General features: G+C 47.9%; 12 protein-coding genes. 10 read left to right on the forward strand and 2 right to left on the reverse strand.

Going from position 1 to position 17,775, the window contains the following annotated elements; genetic code table 11:
* The first annotated feature begins 594 nt into the window (after positions 1 to 594).
* From OEV79_10165 to lptB, 7 genes are all read left to right on the forward strand, one after another.
* Positions 595 to 1,755 (forward strand): hypothetical protein, encoded by a 1,161-nt coding sequence (locus OEV79_10165; protein MDH4211795.1) that lies wholly within the window; start codon positions 595 to 597, stop codon positions 1,753 to 1,755.
* 6 nt (positions 1,756 to 1,761) lie between these two features.
* Positions 1,762 to 3,099 (forward strand): sigma-54 dependent transcriptional regulator, encoded by a 1,338-nt coding sequence (locus OEV79_10170; protein MDH4211796.1) that lies wholly within the window; start codon positions 1,762 to 1,764, stop codon positions 3,097 to 3,099.
* Between the two features lie 220 nt (positions 3,100 to 3,319).
* Entirely contained in the window at positions 3,320 to 4,924 is a 1,605-nt protein-coding gene (locus OEV79_10175; GenBank protein MDH4211797.1) for a CTP synthase, read from the forward strand.
* Positions 4,924 to 5,556 carry a hypothetical protein gene (locus OEV79_10180; protein MDH4211798.1) on the forward strand — a complete coding sequence of 211 codons (633 nt, stop codon included), beginning with the start codon at positions 4,924 to 4,926 and terminating at the stop codon, positions 5,554 to 5,556. The genes OEV79_10175 and OEV79_10180 overlap by 1 nt, the downstream gene beginning before the upstream one ends.
* Complete coding sequence (gene lptC / locus OEV79_10185; protein MDH4211799.1) at positions 5,553 to 6,098, forward strand: LPS export ABC transporter periplasmic protein LptC; 546 nt, start codon at positions 5,553 to 5,555, stop codon at positions 6,096 to 6,098. The genes OEV79_10180 and lptC overlap by 4 nt, the downstream gene beginning before the upstream one ends.
* A gap of 56 nt (positions 6,099 to 6,154) precedes the next feature.
* On the forward strand, positions 6,155 to 7,048 hold the full coding sequence (locus OEV79_10190; protein MDH4211800.1) for a hypothetical protein: 894 nt from the start codon (positions 6,155 to 6,157) through the stop codon (positions 7,046 to 7,048).
* Positions 7,035 to 7,751, forward strand: coding sequence for an LPS export ABC transporter ATP-binding protein (lptB, locus tag OEV79_10195; GenBank protein ID MDH4211801.1), 717 nt, complete (start codon positions 7,035 to 7,037; stop codon positions 7,749 to 7,751). Before OEV79_10190 ends, lptB begins: the two co-directional genes overlap by 14 nt.
* A 30-nt stretch (positions 7,752 to 7,781) precedes the next feature.
* Here the strand turns inward: lptB and OEV79_10200 are convergent, their stop codons facing one another.
* Together OEV79_10200 and OEV79_10205 are read right to left on the reverse strand one after the other, a co-directional pair.
* Positions 7,782 to 10,823: a C25 family cysteine peptidase gene (locus OEV79_10200; protein ID MDH4211802.1), complete on the reverse strand. Its 3,042-nt coding sequence runs from the start codon at positions 10,821 to 10,823 to the stop codon at positions 7,782 to 7,784.
* A gap of 108 nt (positions 10,824 to 10,931) precedes the next feature.
* Complete coding sequence (locus OEV79_10205; protein MDH4211803.1) at positions 10,932 to 13,916, reverse strand: C25 family cysteine peptidase; 2,985 nt, start codon at positions 13,914 to 13,916, stop codon at positions 10,932 to 10,934.
* 93 nt (positions 13,917 to 14,009) lie between these two features.
* Between OEV79_10205 and OEV79_10210 the strand changes: the two genes are divergently transcribed.
* From OEV79_10210 to OEV79_10220, 3 genes are all read left to right on the forward strand, one after another.
* Positions 14,010 to 15,539, forward strand: coding sequence for a hypothetical protein (locus OEV79_10210; GenBank protein MDH4211804.1), 1,530 nt, complete (start codon positions 14,010 to 14,012; stop codon positions 15,537 to 15,539).
* Between the two features lie 81 nt (positions 15,540 to 15,620).
* Positions 15,621 to 16,469 (forward strand): hypothetical protein, encoded by an 849-nt coding sequence (locus OEV79_10215; protein MDH4211805.1) that lies wholly within the window; start codon positions 15,621 to 15,623, stop codon positions 16,467 to 16,469.
* Positions 16,470 to 16,502: 33 nt separating this feature from the next.
* Entirely contained in the window at positions 16,503 to 17,750 is a 1,248-nt protein-coding gene (locus OEV79_10220) for an ATP-binding protein (GenBank protein ID MDH4211806.1), read from the forward strand.
* Positions 17,751 to 17,775 lie beyond the last annotated feature (25 nt).

Below are 17,775 nucleotides of genomic sequence, written 5' to 3' on the forward strand. Positions count from 1 at the left end.
TCGAATAAACATAGAACGTTACGTTCGTTATTCCCGCTAATATCGTTAGTTCCGTTAATATCGCTATTTTCGCTAATCTCGCTAATACCGTTACTTCCATTAATACCGTTCCATAGGCTTCGCTGTTCTAGGGGAGTCGAGAACCCGATCGAAGCCTGTTAATGCCGGCATCGATTGCTTCGATAATTTTAATTTTGGCATTTGATATTGTCCCCTACGGGAATTCTCACAAATAGCATCAAATCGGAGATTTGAGTATTTACGGAATTAGAATTTCGTGCTTCGGATTTAGGATTTGGCCAATGGGTTTCGCAACCGTTCAACGTCAGCCGAGCAGGCAGTGGGTGTTGATTTGTCAAGCATGTTGGATAGAATTAGATATAGATGGCTTGAGAAGGCTGAAAGCCCCGCATTTTCCGAAGAAAATGCGGGATGCTGATTTTCCCGTCCAAATGTGAAATTTGGGGGAAAATCGCAAGGCTCTTAAACTGTGAAACGGAGAAGGAGCAAACAGCACCGTAGCCTGCATTACGCCATTAGTAGCCTTCTATGAGCCATGTTGAGCCATCTCTGTCTTCTAACAAGGAGGTGTTTATGAAGTATTTTAGCTGGATTGTTTGTATAGTCGTTTTTGTTATGCTGGTTTCTCCTGCAGATGCTTTGATTATCAGGCGTGCTGAGTCGGTCGAGGTTGCTGTCGATGAGGTGATCGACGACGACCTTATCGCCTTCGCCAGCAATGTGGACATCAAGGGTGTGGTAACGGGTAATGTGTGTGCTTTCGCACAGACGGTTAATGTTACCGGCGATATCGGGGGTTCACTCTTCATCGGCGCCGCCAATTCAAGCATCAATGCAAGAAGCGTGCAGACGGTGTGGGCTGCTGGCGGAAATTTGAATATCTCCGGCAATGTCGCCAAGAACGTAATACTTGCAGGTGGTTCTCTAAAGATTGATTCCAATGCTATTGTTGGGAAGGACCTCTATGCGTACGGCGGTAATTTCGCCGTCGATGGCAATATCAATGGTGCGGTAAAGGGATCGGTCGGCAAGTTTGTCATGGCCGGTAAGAGCAGCCGCGTGAAGATCAGGGCAGATAAGGCACGAATCAAGTCAACGGCGGTTGTATCGGGCGATTTTCACCTAACGAGTGAAGATGAACCCGAGATCGACGAGGGTGCCATTATCGGAGGTGAGCTGTCAGTACGTGAAGTAGAGGAGGACGAGGCAAAACCGTTTTTCTTTGCTATGGCACCGCTGCTTGCATTCCTGTTTGGGGTTATCAAGGTAATTGTGTGGATCAGCAAAATTATCGTGGGTATTATGCTCATTGCCCTGTGCCAGAAATATGTGCGCAGGGTCATGGATACGTTTGTCAAGCAGACCTGGAAATCCTTGGGCGTTGGTTTTCTCGGCGTTATAGCGATACCTGTTGCTTCCGCGGTTCTGTTCGCAACGCTAATTGGATATCCGCTCGGTGTGCTTGCTCTATATATATTCTCCATACTCTGTTATGTTTCTTCGATCTTTGTCGCGGTCATATTAGGCGAGAAGGTCATTCAGATTTTCAACAAAGGCAAAGAAGTGTCGCTTTACCTCTCCTTCGTGATCGGTATGCTTATACTTCTAGTTGTTGGATTCATTCCGATACTAAGTTTTCTGGTCCGGATTTTTGTGATTCTCTTTGGCTTCGGGATGGTCATACTTGCCACCTGGCATCTTATGAAAGATATACGCGAGAAGGGTTTGGTGTAGTAACGTATGCACATCCTCATTGTTGATGACGAGGAATCACAGCGCAACTTGCTCGCGGGATTTCTCGGCAAGGAAGGTCATAACGTCAGAACTGCCTCCTCGGGCAAGGAGGCGATCGATATTATTTCTGAATCCGGTTTCGACCTGGCCATCATGGATTTGAAGATGCCTGAACTTGATGGGATTGAGACGATGCGGCGCATGAAGGAGATCGACCCGGAAACGTATTATGTAATCCTAACGGGTTACGGTACGGTCGAATCCGCGGTCCAGGCGATGAAGCAGGGGGCCTATGACTATTTGAATAAGCCGGTCAATCTCGATGAACTCGAGTTGATCATTGAGCGCATACATGGAGAATTAAACATACATCAGGAACTTGAGATATTACGTGCAGAGATCGATGGAAAATTTCAGAGCGATGCATTCATTGCCGAGAGTCCCAAGATGCGGGAGGTCTTGAGCGTGATTTCAAGGGTGGCACGTTCGGATTCAAACGTGCTGCTTCTTGGTGAATCGGGGACTGGCAAGGATATGGTTGCGCGCATGATACACAACGCCAGCCTGCGCAGCAATGGTCGTTTCATTGCCATATCATGTGCCGCGCTGCCCGAGACGTTGCTTGAAAGCGAACTCTTTGGATATGAGAGAGGTGCCTTCTCCGGTGCTGAGAAGAGGAGGATAGGTAAATTCGAGCTTGCTCACAGAGGCACCATATTCCTTGACGAGATCGGCGAGATACCAGTGAGCACACAGGTGAAACTGCTGCGGGTTTTGCAGGAGTTCTCATTCGAGAGACTGGGTGGTAATACATCCATCAAGGTCGATGTGAGGCTTGTTACTGCAACAAATCAGGATCTGAAGAAAAAGATCACCGATGGTTCTTTCCGTGAAGACCTTTTCTACCGGTTGAATGTAATAACGATTACACTCCCCCCGTTACGGGAGAGAAAAGAAGATATCAAATTGCTGGCCGAGCATTTCGTTGAGAAATTCAGCAAAAAATGTGCAAGTGATATTAAAGGTGTTTCAAAAAACGCCCTCGATAAGATGATGCGTTATGAGTGGCCGGGCAACGTAAGGGAACTCGAGAACGTAATGGAACGTGCGGTGGTTTTGTGCCGGGGTAGCTACATCGGAAGTGGGGATATACCTCTTGAAAGCAGCATGACGCAGAAAGACACGGGGCGCGCATCACTGTCGGACGTGGAGCAAGAACACATCGTTGCGACACTCACGCAGACGGGTTGGAATTTGTCGGCTGCTGCCGCCCGGTTGGGAATACACCGTAATACACTCCGTTCAAAGATGAATCAGTACGGGATCAGAAGGAACGCTGGATAGAAGATAGAACAGATGGGCGATTCTGCATTGGGGATTTTATAGGAGCGTTAATTTAAACAGGTAGATTCGTAGTAACCATTTTCATTAGAGCTCATCCACCGAGATATCTGAAGAGTCCCGGATAACTCTCATCACGTCAATCGGGGTTGCTGGTGGTTCACTCGGGCAACCTTTTTTCTGTTTTCTTGACATCGTCGCGTTTATAAATATACTCTAGTACATGGAGACAAAATACATTTTCGTCACGGGGGGAGTTGTTTCATCACTCGGGAAGGGAGTTGCGACTGCTTCGATCGGGCTTCTTCTGAAAAGCTACGGGCTCAGAGTCACCGTACAGAAGATCGATCCCTACATCAACGTCGATCCGGGCACAATGAATCCGTATCAGCACGGTGAAGTCTATGTAACTGAGGATGGTGCGGAGTGTGATCTGGATTTAGGACACTATGAGCGTTTCTTGAACAGTGCACTGACGCGCGATAATAACATAACGACAGGACAGATATATTACTCAGTGATTACAAAAGAAAGACGCGGGGAATATCTGGGAAAGACGGTGCAGGTGGTTCCCCATATTACGGACGAGATCAAAACGAGGGTCATGAAACTCGGTAATTCCAACAAGGTGGATGTAGTGATCACGGAAATCGGCGGTACGGTCGGCGATATCGAGGGTCAACCCTACCTTGAGGCTGCGAGGCAAATGCGGCTTGACCTGGGGAGGAACAATACGATGTATGTCCACCTGACGCTCGTTCCTTACATAAAAGCGGCCCGCGAGTTCAAGACGAAGCCAACACAACATTCGGTGCGCGAATTGAGGGCGATCGGTATTCAGCCAGACGTTCTAGTGTGCCGCAGTGATTCGTGGTTGACCGATGATCAGCGAAAGAAGATTTCTTTGTTCTGCAACGTGCCGCCTGAGGCTGTGATCGACGCGGTGGACGTTGAATGTATTTACGAGATACCGCTTGTATTCCACAAACAGAAGCTCGATAAGTTGATGCTATCATATCTTGGCATAGATGCTGGAGAGCCGGACCTTGAGGAATGGAGGCTTTTCGTTGAGAGAGCCAAATCTCCGACAAAATCCGTGGAGATTGCCGTTTGTGGCAAGTATGTTGAACTCAGGGATTCTTACAAGAGTATTATGGAGTCACTGTATCATGCCGCGGTTGCAAATGATGCGCGGTTGAAGATAAAATGGATCGATACCGACAGAATGGAAGATGATGTTCAGCTCAGTAACACACTTGCCTATTCTGATGGTATATTGATCCCCGGTGGCTTTGGCATGCGGGGAGTTGAAGGTAAAATAAAGATCGTCAAGTACGCACGTGAGAATAAGAAGCCCTTTCTTGGGATTTGTCTTGGCATGCAATGCATGGTCATTGAATATGCGAGGAACATGTGCGGCATGAAGGGTGCAAATTCAACGGAGTTTGACGATAGCACATCTTATCCTGTCATCGATCTGCTTCCCGAGCAGAAGAAGATCAAAGATCTCGGTGGTACAATGAGGCTTGGGAACTGGCCTTGTGAGCTAGAACCAAAAACTCTTGCCAGGAAAATCTATGGGAAAGATCTGGTGGAGGAGAGGCACCGCCACCGCTATGAAGTCAATCCGAAGTATATAAAGACGCTCAGCGAAAAAGGTCTGATATTCTCTGGACGATCGCCGAATAGAAAGTTGATGGAGATAGTAGAGATTGGAGGACATCCGTTCTTTATCGGGACACAGTTCCATCCGGAATTTACGTCAAGGCCGCTCGCACCAAATCCAATATTCTATCATTTCATCAGTACTTCTTTGAAAAAAACATAATGTCACTCCTTGCAGAACTTTCATTCTTGCTCTGCGTTCTTTGTTTCTATGGGATATGTCGCGACCGGCGGCGCTATCTGAAAAACCGTGTAGGTAGGGATGCATTCAGAAACGCCTATCGTGTTGCCCGGAATATGTTTTTTATGCTCAGAAGGAACGATCTGGAATTAACCGGCGATGCCGGTGTTCTTAAAGGGGGCTGTGTTCTCTACTCATTTCATTTCGGGGTCTGGGAATTGATGCCCTATACGCTGAGGAATCGGGGATTCCAGATCGGCGTGATCGTCAACCGATATCAAAGGGATAATGTTTCGGTTCTCGCAAGATTAGTAGATTCCGCGCTAAAGAGGTGGCGGGCAGTCAACGGGGTGAGGGTATTTTACGGCGAGAATGTGCTGGAGATCGTCCGTTTCATAAAATCGGGGGGTATCTTCGGAATGCTTGTCGATGGCAACACTCTTTTTCAGAAGTACGCGAAGGCCAGGAAACTGGCGCAGTTATGTAAAGTGCCGCTCGTCCCTTTCGCCGCTTACCGGAGCGGTAACAGCGGCGTGTTGAATATCGGTTGCGATCTACCGGGTTTGGTTCAGACCATGCCCCTTGAATATATGTGGTTCTATAAATCGCGATGAAGGAATTTGAGAAGCCACTCGCTCTTGCTCTGATCGCGGTTTTTTTGCTGTCCGCTTGTGAAAAGAAAGAAATCGAGGAAAGATTACCTAAGGATATGCCGAAGATAATTCTCGAGAAGTTATGCCTGACAGAAACGAAGAGCGGGCAGAGACTCTGGACTCTGAATGCCGATCGGGCAGATGTCTATGATGAGATTATCAAAGTTGATGAAGTAACAGTACGGTTCTATGATGAAAACGAACAAGAATATTCCGTACTGAACGCGCCTCGCGGTGAACTTAATACCAGGACCCATAACATTTTTGTGGAAGATAGTGTGTACGTGGTCACGAGTGATTCCACCAGATTATTTACGGAGTCACTCTTTTGGCTCAATGATTCGGCAAGGATATTGACCGATGCGTATGTGAAGATATTAAAACGTGACGGTACGGTCATAGAGGGCAAAGGATTGAGGACCGATCCGCGTCTGAGCAGGATCGAAATAATAGGCGAGACAAAAGGGACTTCTCCAATATCACTTCCGGACATACGGAAGTAGTCTTATGGCACACGCCTCAGAGATAACATGATGGTCAACACTAGTGTTCGGCATATATGCTGATCATACTCATCATTGCGTTGACACCGTTCCGTGCGGATCGAATACAGATCTACAAAGAAGAGGATGAGAGTATTGTTCATCTCATCGGAAATGTTTTTATTGAAGGCGAGGAAACCAAGATAACCTGTACGGAGGCGTGGATCAACGAGGCAAGAGGTTGGGTAAGACTGTTTGATGAAATCAAGCTTTCGGGCAGGAACGGCGAGGTAAGTGCGAAGAACGCGATATACTATTTCAATGAAGACCGTGGCTACTTGAGAGATAGTGTGTCAATTGTCACTGATAATGAACGGATGTTTTCGGATTCTCTGTACTATGATGGAAAGAAAGATTCAGTTGAAATGTACGGCCATGTTGTGATTGAGGATGACAGAAACCACATGACCGTTTCTGGCGACATGGGTTGGTACAATCTCACGAAGGATGAAGGGATTCTGTCCGGTAGTCCGGAGCTCAGGATAACGCGGGATGACAAGAACCCGATAATCGTATATGCCGGGGCATTCAGGTTGATGACGAGTGATAACCTTTTCATGGGTTACGATTCAGTCCAGGCCATTATTGATAGCATTAATGTTTTTTGCGATACTTTCTCGTATGACCTCAAGGCGGAAACCGGTGACATGATTATGCCGATCATAATAGAGAAGAATAACGAGTTGAAAGGGACTACGGGTAAATTCAGGCTGAAGGATAAAGAGATGGATCTCCTGAGTGTCATGGACGGGCAGTCAGTATACTACACTGATGAGGGCTCGGAAAACATGGTTGAGGGGCACAACATTGAGATCATTTTCAGTCAGGGTAAGGCAACAACGATCCGCATCGAAGGCCGGCCGAGAGGTGTCTTGAATCTGCAAAGGAGACAGGGAAATGCTGGTGACTAAGGATTTGACCAAAGTATTCGGCCGACGGGTGGTTGTGGATAGTGTCAGTCTCGAGATAAACCAGGGTGAGGTTGTCGGCCTGCTTGGCCCCAATGGAGCGGGCAAGACAACTACTTTCAACATGATCGTCGGTCTTCTCAAACCGAAGAGGGGCGATATCATACTTGATGAAACCGTTATAACCGATCTGCCAATGTACCAGCGTGCACGAATGGGTATATCGTTCCTCTGCCAGGAGCCAAGCGTTTTCAGAAAGTTGAAGGTTGTGGACAATTTACTTGCGGTTTTCGAGATCGTGGGTGTTAAAGGTTCTGCCGCTAAAGAAAAGGCAGATCTGTTATTAAAGGAATTCAACCTTGAGCACGTCAGGGAGCAGAAAGCTTACACCCTGTCAGGTGGTGAGCGTCGCCGCGTTGAGATCGCCCGGTCCTTGATAAATAACCCCAAATTCCTCCTGCTCGACGAGCCTTTCACGGGTATCGATCCCATCGCGCGTGCCGAGTTGCAGGAAGTTATCCTGAAGCTGAGGCAAAATGGCATAGGCGTGCTCATTTCGGACCATAACGTAAGAGAGACTCTTGAGATAACCGATCGCGCCTACCTTATTTACGACGCACGTGTATTATTGTCGGGTAGCGCACAGACCTTGATCGATGACCCAAAAGCACGTGAGCTCTATTTGGGATGGAAGTTCAGAATCTAATCAATTAGAAAACCCGGACGAATTAGTTGACTATTGTCTCACCAGTATCGTTTTCTCGACCTGGTGATGTCCTCTTCTGCCGTCGACGGCTTCGACGAAGTAACTTATAAAATAAACGCCAGCCGGTAGACGAGAGCCGGAATCATCGCACGCATCCCATACTGTTGTGTATAAACCCGGTTCAAAATTATCGTGCACGAGAGTCCGTACCGCTCGTCCTGCAACATCATATACCCGCAGCAGAACGATACTCTGAGCGGACAAGCTGTATTTCAGAATAGATCTGTGCGTGAACGGATTCGGGTGGACAGCCGCCAGCATCGTTTCCTTTGGCATGTGCGCCGGCATCTGCAATTCCTCGATTCGAAGATAGTCGGGCCGATGTGTCGTGTATCTCAATGCAAATGAATCGGTGACTGGTTTTGCCAGCGTATCATAGACTTCATTCAGAAAATACTGGATACCGATTGTCTCACTGCCGTTTTCGATTCCGATCGTATTGTCGCCCTGCTGCATGGCTGATAGATATTGCACGATGATCTCACCGTCGCCGGTTGGCGTGGCATAATAAGAGGGATCCAGCAAAATAATTTCAAATGTTTCATGATCTGCACTTGGCCAGTGTTCCACTCGGAAATACTCGACGATGAATCGGTGCTGTGTCGCATCATAGTAGTAATAAACATCACTGGGCTGCCCAGAATTGCCAGGATCCAGGTCGTCCCAGATTCCAGCGATCATTGCCGCAGGACCATCAGCATTGGGTATGGCGCTGTTCGATGGATCCAGCATTGTCTGGTAACCGAGGGCAATCCATCCATTGGAGCAGATCGAAATACTGTCATATTCAATGCCGTAGTACGTGAAATCGAATGGCAGGGCAACGACTATTGTCTGATCATTACCAAGGTTAAGAGATATGCCGGGATTAGCGGTTTGCGTGCTGTCGATGGCGACCCAATCAAACGTCGGGGAGTATTCATGCGCCCCGCCTGAATAGTAGGCATAGTAATAACCGGTATCAGTGGGTACAAAAATCCCGACCCTGAAGGCAAAAGCCAGCGTATCTATATAATAGCCTGAGTTGATCATGAGCTTCACGTTGACCGCAGTCCCGTAGGGTGTGCTTGAATCAGCGAATATCACAAAAGGATCGAGGATGTTGGTTCCAGAGCTATCCGGACCAATGTGAGGGAAGGTGCCGCTTGAATCAATGATCGTGATATACTGTGAGCTTGTCTGGATCTGCGCGCTGACCGCATCGATGGCGGTGCTGCCAGTATTTCGCAGTGCAACAACGACGGTTGCGCTCTCAGCCGGTTCAAAACTGCCATTTCCGTTGATGTCCTCTATGATTATACTGTCAACCTCCAGGATTGCGGTATGGACGACCGCATTAAAATGCGATATCCACACGGAATCATTTTCGTCGCTGCAGGTCAGGTCGAAATTCAGTACGCGGTTATCCGGCGTATCGGGAGAGGCCAGGAATCGGTAGCCGGCCTCACCGGTGAAGGCGGAGTCACCTCCGGTGATGTTACCGAAAGTTCTTATTGAATCGACAACCGTGATATATGGGTCATCCGATTGCATGGCGCCGGTTACATCCATTGCCGTGCTGTCACCGTAATTCTTCACCCAGAGCGGAACAGTGATCTCTTCACCGGGGTTAATGACACCGTCGTTGTTGCCGCCCAGCGAATCATCTATTTCTGATTTCAAATAGGCAACGTAGCGATCCGTGGCGACCGTTAGCATTTGACCTTCATATGGTTTGAGGTTGCGTCCGGTAACGGTGATGTGCATCGTATCCCCTATCAACATCGGAGATAGATCGAAGTACGCGTTTCCATTGACGTCGGATACCTCTGTTTGATATATCGCCGTGTCCTGGGTTCCCATGACACAGACGTAGGCGCTTTCGACGGGCACGGAATTGTGCGCCATGGATACGCCCACGGAAAAACTTGAGTATCCCATTGTGACAACTGGTGGGTGGGCAACGACGATCGAACAGGGTGTAGCAGTCCATATATTCATCTCGGGGTCACCCAGGGTAGTAAAACCCCGGTATTCGGATGAAGCCGAGTAAAGGGAATAAACATTCAGCCGGCCCGTCTCACAGGCTTCTCCAAATGTCCGTTTTTTGTCCCGGAAAATTCCGTCGAAGAAACCCTTGGCAACAGCGCTTCTGTAGTCCGCGTGTCCGGTAACCACGGTCGTCGTCGCAAAGAACCCGGCACCGCCGCGTGGATTCGCAGGTGTACCGGTCAGAAGCCATTTTTCAGCAACGGCAGGATATGAACTCGTGCTGATGGTGCTGCATGTGATCGACAATACTATCGGTAATTTATTGCCGTTGTTGGTAAGGTCGGGATTCACATCGAAGGGAGACCACCAGTTGTTGACTCCCTGACCTCGGTAGAGCACGAAAGCGCAACCTTCATTGACAGCCTGAAGGATATCGCTCGTGCTATTACCATTCACTCGCGAAAGCGTATCGATCGTGTCGTAGCCGTTAGTACGCATGTAGTTCTTGGCGTGGTTGATATCGCTCCAGTATATGGAATCGTCATACGGGTCATAAATGTCCTCGCGCACTATGAGACAGGCATCGATGAACCACGTGGAGTCGGTCAGGTCAGGATTCTTTTCATACAGTAGTATTTTATTGACGACAGTCTCTGTTTCATTCGCGGTGTGTACGGTCAGGCGTCCGGACAGGATATCATTGAAAATATCGTTATTGATGTCAGTGTAGTAGTTATCAGTGGTCACGTCCATTATGCCAAAAGGCAGGTAGTTCGGTGCACCGACCAATAACAGGAATTCCGGAGGGATCTGCCAGTTGTTATATGCATTCACTATGTAATTACGGATTGAGTCGGCCGTGTGCCCGATTTCCGAGAGTTTAGCGGTCTTTGTCCGCATTCCCTTCTTGTGCTTCCATTGAACCAGGGGCTGAACCGCATCGTAGAAATCGTCATCGGTGATAACTAAATATCTTGCGCCGATATCTTGTGCAGATACGGCTCCTGAAAGAAATGCTATGAGCAATAATATTCTCTTCATGTTCATATATTACACATAATTGGGCAAATGGCAAGGTGGACAAAACGGCTGGAACCGGGCAATGTTCTTAGACTTAAGCAATTTTTGCGGATGGGGGGGGGTGGATATCTATTTCAATAATACTACTTTAGTGCAATTCTTTTTATCTTCAGTGGCCAGCTTCACAAAATATACGCCTCCGGATACTTTTCGGCCCTTGTCGTCATTGCAGTCCCAGTGAGCTGTATATTCTCCCTTGCCGGGTCTTATGGTCCGTACCAACCGGCCAGCCACGTCATAGATGTGGATTGCGGCCTCACTTTCCTGACCTTCATTGTCCGGCGCTCGCATGTGGCATTCGATATGCAGTATCCCGCGGAATGGATTGGGAAAAACATTCAGCACGGGACCGGATATATCCTGCAAGCCTGTGTTCTCTTCGATACCGGTCGTGATGTTGAAGAAATGTATGATAGAATCGAGCAAGGCGCTGCGTATCGACGGAGGTGAGCCATCGTTCAGCAGGCCGAGTTCAAATGAGCTGGCAACCGTGCAATAAGTGCCCTGGTTATAGGCTACCCCGCAGTCATAGTAGTTGTCGCCGTCACGCATGATCAAAAATGCGTTAGCGTTGAGCGGGCTTATGTGGTCCATGAAGCTATTTTCACCTCCATAACCAAAGTTCATGCCTGTGGTGAACGTGGTAGGTTGCCCCGCAACAGGTCCCATATCGCCTGCACCATCGGCCGTCGCATCTATCCCAAAAAGCTGACGGAAATCATGCCCGCCACCCAATGGGTCATAATACCAGACATCACCACCCTCCATATAAACTCGGCCACCGTTCTGCGCATACTCTGTCAGCGCCAACGCTTCAGGGCTGCCCGAAGGGATCACGTAGTTGTTTGGATACACACCCAGACACACCCAAACGGATCGATAAAGATTGAGATCGGTGGCCAGATTTGTGCCATAATCTCCGCTGTAACCTAAATAGTCCAGAATGTTCTGCATGTTCTGTCCAGGCGTTGGTGTGATATCGGGATTCCAGATATAGTAATGAACAGCTCCTATGCATAGGGAGAATTCCAGGGTATCACAATAATAGTCCCGGCTCACAATGAGTTCGAACAATACGTTGGTGCCAATCGGCGTGCTCTCGCTTGAATACACAAGGAACGGATCGGAATTGTTCGACGCGCTGCTGTCGGGCAGCATCGGACTGAATGTTCCCGTTGAATCGATTACGCCCACATATGCAGAAAGACAGCGCAGCCGGGCACTGACACTGTCAATTGCGGCACTACCTTCATTCCTGACCGTCGTGACAACAGTCACTGTTTCTCCTGGTTCGAAATTGCTGTTGTTGTTGCCGCCGCTGATCTCGGCACTCAGAAATACTAGATCAGGAGCATGGACGGTCTTACTGAAAAAGGATGTCCATACCGAATCGTTGATGTCACGGCATGATAGTTCAAATTCAAGGATATGTTCATCGTGGACGTTCTGGGCAACTTCGAAATCATAACCATCGTCACCGGTGAATGCTGAATCGCCCGGTAGAATGTTGCCGAATGTCTTCACTGAATCAGTTATAGTAACGTAACTATCACTTGAACGCAGGGCGCCGAGAACGTTGTGGGCAGTACTGTCACCACAGTTTCTTACCCAGAGCGGCATCACTATGTACTCGCCGGGATTTATCATTCCGTCGTTGTTGCCGCCGATGGAATCGTCGATCAAAGACCTGTGATGAACAACATAACTACCGGTGCTGAACGTGAGCATCGTACCCTCGTAAGGCTGGAGATTCCTGCCGGTGACAGTCACGAAAAGGGTATCGGACATTACTTGCGGTTGGATACTGAAATAGACATTTCCTGAGGCATCGGTTGAATCAACGGCATAGAGCGCGGTATCCGCTTTTGCCGTGATACACACAATGGCGCGATCAACGGGTAAAGAGGTGGCAGCCTGTATGACACTGACCGTGAGATTAGCATTGCCCACGGGTACTACCTGAGGATGGTCGACAATGAGAGAGCAGGGCGTATCGGTCCAGATGTTCATTTCCGGGTCACCCAGCGTAGTGAAACCACGATACTCACTCGTGCTGCTATAGAGAGCATATACATTTCTGCGGCCGCCCTCACATGCCCCGCCAAAGGTGTGTTTATCCTCGAGGAAGAGTGCGTTGAAGAAACCCCGGCAAACCGCGCTGCGTAAGAAGGTTATAAAACCAATGCCGGTGGTCGTGGTTGCGAAGAACCCGGCGCCGCCGCGAGGGGTCGTTGGTGTACCAGTTAGCAGCCACTTCTCGGCAGCTGCCGGAGTTGCGCTCGTGCTCATGGTACGGCACGTGATCGACAACACGATCGGCAGTTTTGCACCGTTTGCCGTCTGATCAGGGGCAACATCGAATGGGTAGGACCAATTGTTCAATCCTGAACCGCGATACAGCACAAAACCACGGCCATTGTTGACTGCGTTGATGACATCATATTTGTCGTTACCCAACCCGTACGAGAACGTATCGATCGTACCATAACCATTTGTCAACATATGGTTTTTGGCAAGGCGAATATCATTCCAGTAGACCGTGTCATTGCCGACCGGCGGGTATGAACCGTAATCTTCGTTGGCGATCAAACAGGCGTTCGTGAACCACGAAGCATCCTCGAGATACGGGGTCCTTTCATAAAGTAGTATCTTGTTAACGACTGTCTGCGCTTCTGTAACGTTATGAACGGTCAAACGCCCGGATATGATGTCATTGAAGAGGTTGTTATCCACGTCAGTATAGTAGTTGTCAGATATCGTGCCGCCAGCACTGGTCATGGGCAGAAAATTGGGAGCACCGACAAGCAGCAGGAATTCAGGCGGAATCTGCCATGTATTGTACGCATCGATTATATAGTTACGGATCGAGTCGGCAGTATGGCCGGTTTCTGAGAGCAATACTGTTTTCGTGCGCATACCCTTTTTATGCTTCCATCTGGCCAAAGGCCGGATTGCGTCGGCAAATTCATCGTGTGTGATTATCAGGTAACGAGCACCAGGGTTTTGACCATGAAGTCCGATCGCCAGCAGGATTATGCAGATTGCGAATTTCATCTTTAGTGTCTTCCCCTGTTAGTATAGTGCTATTTTCTGGGGTGTCAAGAATAGTCAATTGACAGCACGCCACGTATCATATATAATTAACCGATGCGCTCGAATATAGAAAAAGGACAGGCGCAACCGCGTAGAAATTTATTCATCCTGATAGTCCTTGGCGTTTATTTAATCCTATCTCTGTTGATGTTCGATCCCAAACTTTTTACCGGTGGCGACAATGTCGTTTATGTTATTTTGTCACAATCAATATGCAGTGGTAAAGGGTATAAGGATCTTTATCTGCCTGGTGAACCACCCCACACCCAGTATCCCTTTGGCTTTCCTCTCATGCTTGTGCCATTCGTTTTGATGTTCGGCGCTAACATAGTTATCCTGAAATTAGTAGTGCTCTTGACCGGCCTGGGTGCTCTATATTTTATGGTGAAGATCTGCGAGAAATTGTTCAAGGACAGCCTCCATTTCTTGATAGCATCGTATGTGTCGATTCCCATAATGATCACCTATAATCACTGGATACTGTCCGAGATGCCCTTTGTCTTTCTGTCACTGGCAGCGGTCTATTTGCTAATGAATGCTGAGGACAACCGGGAAATCTTCAACTACTTGGCCTTCATGTGTAGTATTTATGCGGTATTTATCAGGACGGCCGGGATCGCACTCATCATCGGTATCATTTTGTGGCTTCTGCTGAAGAGGCGCTACAAACAACTTGTTATTTTTCTCATATTGTTCCTTCTGGTCTTTATCCCCTGGCAGATGAGAACTGCTGGTGTAGATAGGAGTGGCGGATATGTTGAGCAACTGCTTGCCAAGAACCCCTATCAAATGGAGTTAGGCAGAATAAATGCCCTGGGTTTTCTGGAAAGAATATGGGAAAATATTCTGTACTACGCATTCAAGGTATTGCCGTCAGCACTGCTGCCGGTATTACATGCGGACATTCTGCTCATTATCGTTGGTGCGTTTTTCACCATCTTAGTGACTTTGGGTTTCATAACCAGAATTAAGCGGTATGCCGTTTTTGATGTGTACTTTGTATTCGCTGTCATCGTTATTCTAGCGTGGCCAAAGGTATGGTCTTCAGACCGTTTCCTCATGACAATTTTACCGATTCTTGTCATATACATATATAGTGGCTTGTTCTGGATAACGAGTAAGATAAAGGTGAAATTCATTGTCGAAGCCTTTGCCGGCCTGATCATTTGCCTGAACGTCGTCGGGATGGCACCCATTGTAAGATCGGCTATGGTACACAATACTGCTTACCTCAGGGGCGACAGGCGCGCCGGATACAGTCTCGATTGGCGCAGGTACTTCGAACTAATAGAATGGGCGCGGAGAAATACTCCGGCCGGGAGCGTGATCATTGCGCGAAAACCAGAATTCGTCTACCTCTTATCCGGCCGCAAGTCTTTCATATATCCCTTCACGACGGATCATGATCGAATACGCGAGGCAATAGCAGGCTGTGACTACATAATACTCGATAATTTCACGTGGACGGTCACGACCCTGTATTACCTCCTTCCTGTCCTGGAAGATAATCCGGAGAATTACAGGATAATAAAGAGAACGGAGCGCCCAGAATTCTACCTCTTGAAAGTTGTAACTGATTCATAGGTTGACATTTTCACTGTTCTCGGTTATCATTATTGATGCAACTGGAATCCATAAAAACCCGAATATTTGCTGGAATGTGATATGACCAATAATCTTATTCAATCCCTTGAAATGCTGTCAAAGAAGAGCATAAAACTGTTGAAGGCGATGCGTGAATACATGAAGTTGAATGAGCGTCCCGTTGAAAACGCCTATATACTTGAGAAGAAGATGATGACCATTTCTTCCCTGGTCGAAGATTTGTCGCCTTCTGATATAAAGGGATCCTTGCTGGCCTGGCTGGACAGCCAGAGAAAGGAGATCGAACAGGGAAAGGATGAAATAAAATTCCAGTTTGGCAACCGATTGCGGGAGTTGTGCAAAACCGGAGGTATTGAAGTACGAGGGCAGTATCCGCTGCTGAGATTGGGCCTACATACCCTGAAGTTGAATTTTGAGCTCGGTGAAGCAACACTTTATTTTGGCCCCGAGATCGAGAAAATAAGAACGAAGATACCGGTACAGGCAGAGGTTATTTATGACATGGTGATAAAACACCGGCGTGATATTTCGACCGACGATGCTGAATTAGATGAACTTGCCCGCGACATACAGCTTGCCTATGAACGTTGCGCGAGACGCGATGGCAAGGTTTACGGGGAAAAGATTCTCATTATGGATGTGCTGCAGGAGTACGTATTCATGAAGCAGTCGAAGAAGTTCGCCGTCGATGCGCGCCGGCAGAATTTTCGCGAATACCCTAGAGAAAAGATGAGCTTCATGCTCTATCAATTGAGAAGCTACGGGAATGCCGCGCGCGGTATGCATTTGCAGGTGGCAACCTTCGATGCAACGGTCGACAAGGCGAAAGCGCTCTGGGTGCCTGAGGACGAAGAGGGCGCAGGGACGCATTACGAATACATTACGTTCGAGCCGGCACCCTCGTCGTGATGTCGAGTGAACTCACAGGACGCTGTGCAGAACATGCATTTAAACTCTAACCTGGCCAAGGCTGTTATTCATAAGCTGGGAAGTTTTGGCACGCCTCCTGAATTCGGCATCGAGTATTTCAGTGTGGGTGTTGACAATTATCTGCGGGTAATCGAGGAAGAGTACCTTAAGGGAATACTCAAATTCAATCTTTCATCATTCAAACTGATCACCGGCAACTACGGCGGCGGCAAGACACACTTTCTTTACCTTGTACGTAATATCGGTTGGCGTAACAACTACGTGACGAGTTATGTTACATTGAGCCCTACCGAATGCCCTTTTGACCGGCTGGAACTTGTCTACAAACAGGTTGTGCTGAATCTCAGAATACCGGTAAATGATAATCACTGGAAAGAGCCATGGAATCTCGGTATCGATTTTCTTTTAAAGAATTGGGCTAAATCCGCAGAAGGAAATATTCTGTCTAAGATAAGAAGTTTTGAAAGTTCCAGCTTCACCAATGCGGTGAAAGCTGCGGTCACGAATCTGTTGAGCGAGGACGAAGAAGGCTTTCAGGAAGTAATACAATGGTTAAAGGGGGAAGATTTGCCGCGCGAGTTGAAACTTCGCTATCGTATATCGGAACGGATCGACCGCAGTAATGCATTCAGGATGTTACGCAGTCTCGTGCAATTTGTAAATTCGCTAGGTTATTCCGGTCTATTACTTCTCTTCGATGAAGCAGAGAGGGGGATGAGTATTTCATCGGCGCGCGACAAACGTCGCGCACTCGATAATCTCAGGCAGCTCGTTGATGAATGCGGTAATGCACGTCTGCCAGGAGCAATGTTCTTCTATGCGATCCCCGATGAGAACCTCCTTCTTGAGGGAAGTGGTGGTGTCTATGAAGCTTTGAAGCAGAGGCTCCGATCAAGTTTCACGAGGATAAATCCGATGGGCGTTAAGATCAATTTAGAGGATATTGGGGTGAGCGCAAGGGATTTTCTTAGCGAATTAGGTACAAAGCTTGCGATAGTATTCGAAATCGCCTATAATCATCAACTTGAACAAGATATCCGTGATGAATCCTTGAAAAATATGATCGAAGCAGCTCTGGAGTTCCAGACTCTCGATGTCAGCTACCGTAGGATCTTTGTAATTGGCGTTGTTGAAATCTTCCACCGGCTGAAGGAAAAGGCCGCGGTTATTGGAAGAGACGAGGCACGGGAAATATTCCGCTCAAAAGTGAGGATGCTTGCCGATACAGAAAAGGCGGAGGTTGAGAGCGAAGAATTCTGACCGTTTTAATGTGACCGCCAGAACA

The organism is candidate division WOR-3 bacterium (assembly GCA_029858255.1).
Taxonomy (GTDB): domain Bacteria; phylum Hydrothermota; class Tepidihabitantia; order SM23-42; family SM23-42; genus SM23-42.

Excerpts from the sequence above, each read along its gene's own strand:
- OEV79_10210 (MDH4211804.1), top strand. The coding sequence starts at position 14,010 with ATGCGCTCGAATATAGAAAAAGGACAGGCGCAACCGCGTAGAAATTTA.
- OEV79_10215 (MDH4211805.1), top strand. The coding sequence starts at position 15,621 with ATGACCAATAATCTTATTCAATCCCTTGAAATGCTGTCAAAGAAGAGC.
- lptB (MDH4211801.1), top strand. The coding sequence starts at position 7,035 with ATGCTGGTGACTAAGGATTTGACCAAAGTATTCGGCCGACGGGTGGTT.
- OEV79_10170 (MDH4211796.1), top strand. The coding sequence starts at position 1,762 with ATGCACATCCTCATTGTTGATGACGAGGAATCACAGCGCAACTTGCTC.
- OEV79_10180 (MDH4211798.1), top strand. The coding sequence starts at position 4,924 with ATGTCACTCCTTGCAGAACTTTCATTCTTGCTCTGCGTTCTTTGTTTC.
- lptC (MDH4211799.1), top strand. The coding sequence starts at position 5,553 with ATGAAGGAATTTGAGAAGCCACTCGCTCTTGCTCTGATCGCGGTTTTT.
- OEV79_10205 (MDH4211803.1), bottom strand. The coding sequence starts at position 13,916 with ATGAAATTCGCAATCTGCATAATCCTGCTGGCGATCGGACTTCATGGT.
- OEV79_10175 (MDH4211797.1), top strand. The coding sequence starts at position 3,320 with ATGGAGACAAAATACATTTTCGTCACGGGGGGAGTTGTTTCATCACTC.
- OEV79_10200 (MDH4211802.1), bottom strand. The coding sequence starts at position 10,823 with ATGAAGAGAATATTATTGCTCATAGCATTTCTTTCAGGAGCCGTATCT.
- OEV79_10220 (MDH4211806.1), top strand. The coding sequence starts at position 16,503 with ATGCATTTAAACTCTAACCTGGCCAAGGCTGTTATTCATAAGCTGGGA.
- OEV79_10165 (MDH4211795.1), top strand. The coding sequence starts at position 595 with ATGAAGTATTTTAGCTGGATTGTTTGTATAGTCGTTTTTGTTATGCTG.
- OEV79_10190 (MDH4211800.1), top strand. The coding sequence starts at position 6,155 with ATGCTGATCATACTCATCATTGCGTTGACACCGTTCCGTGCGGATCGA.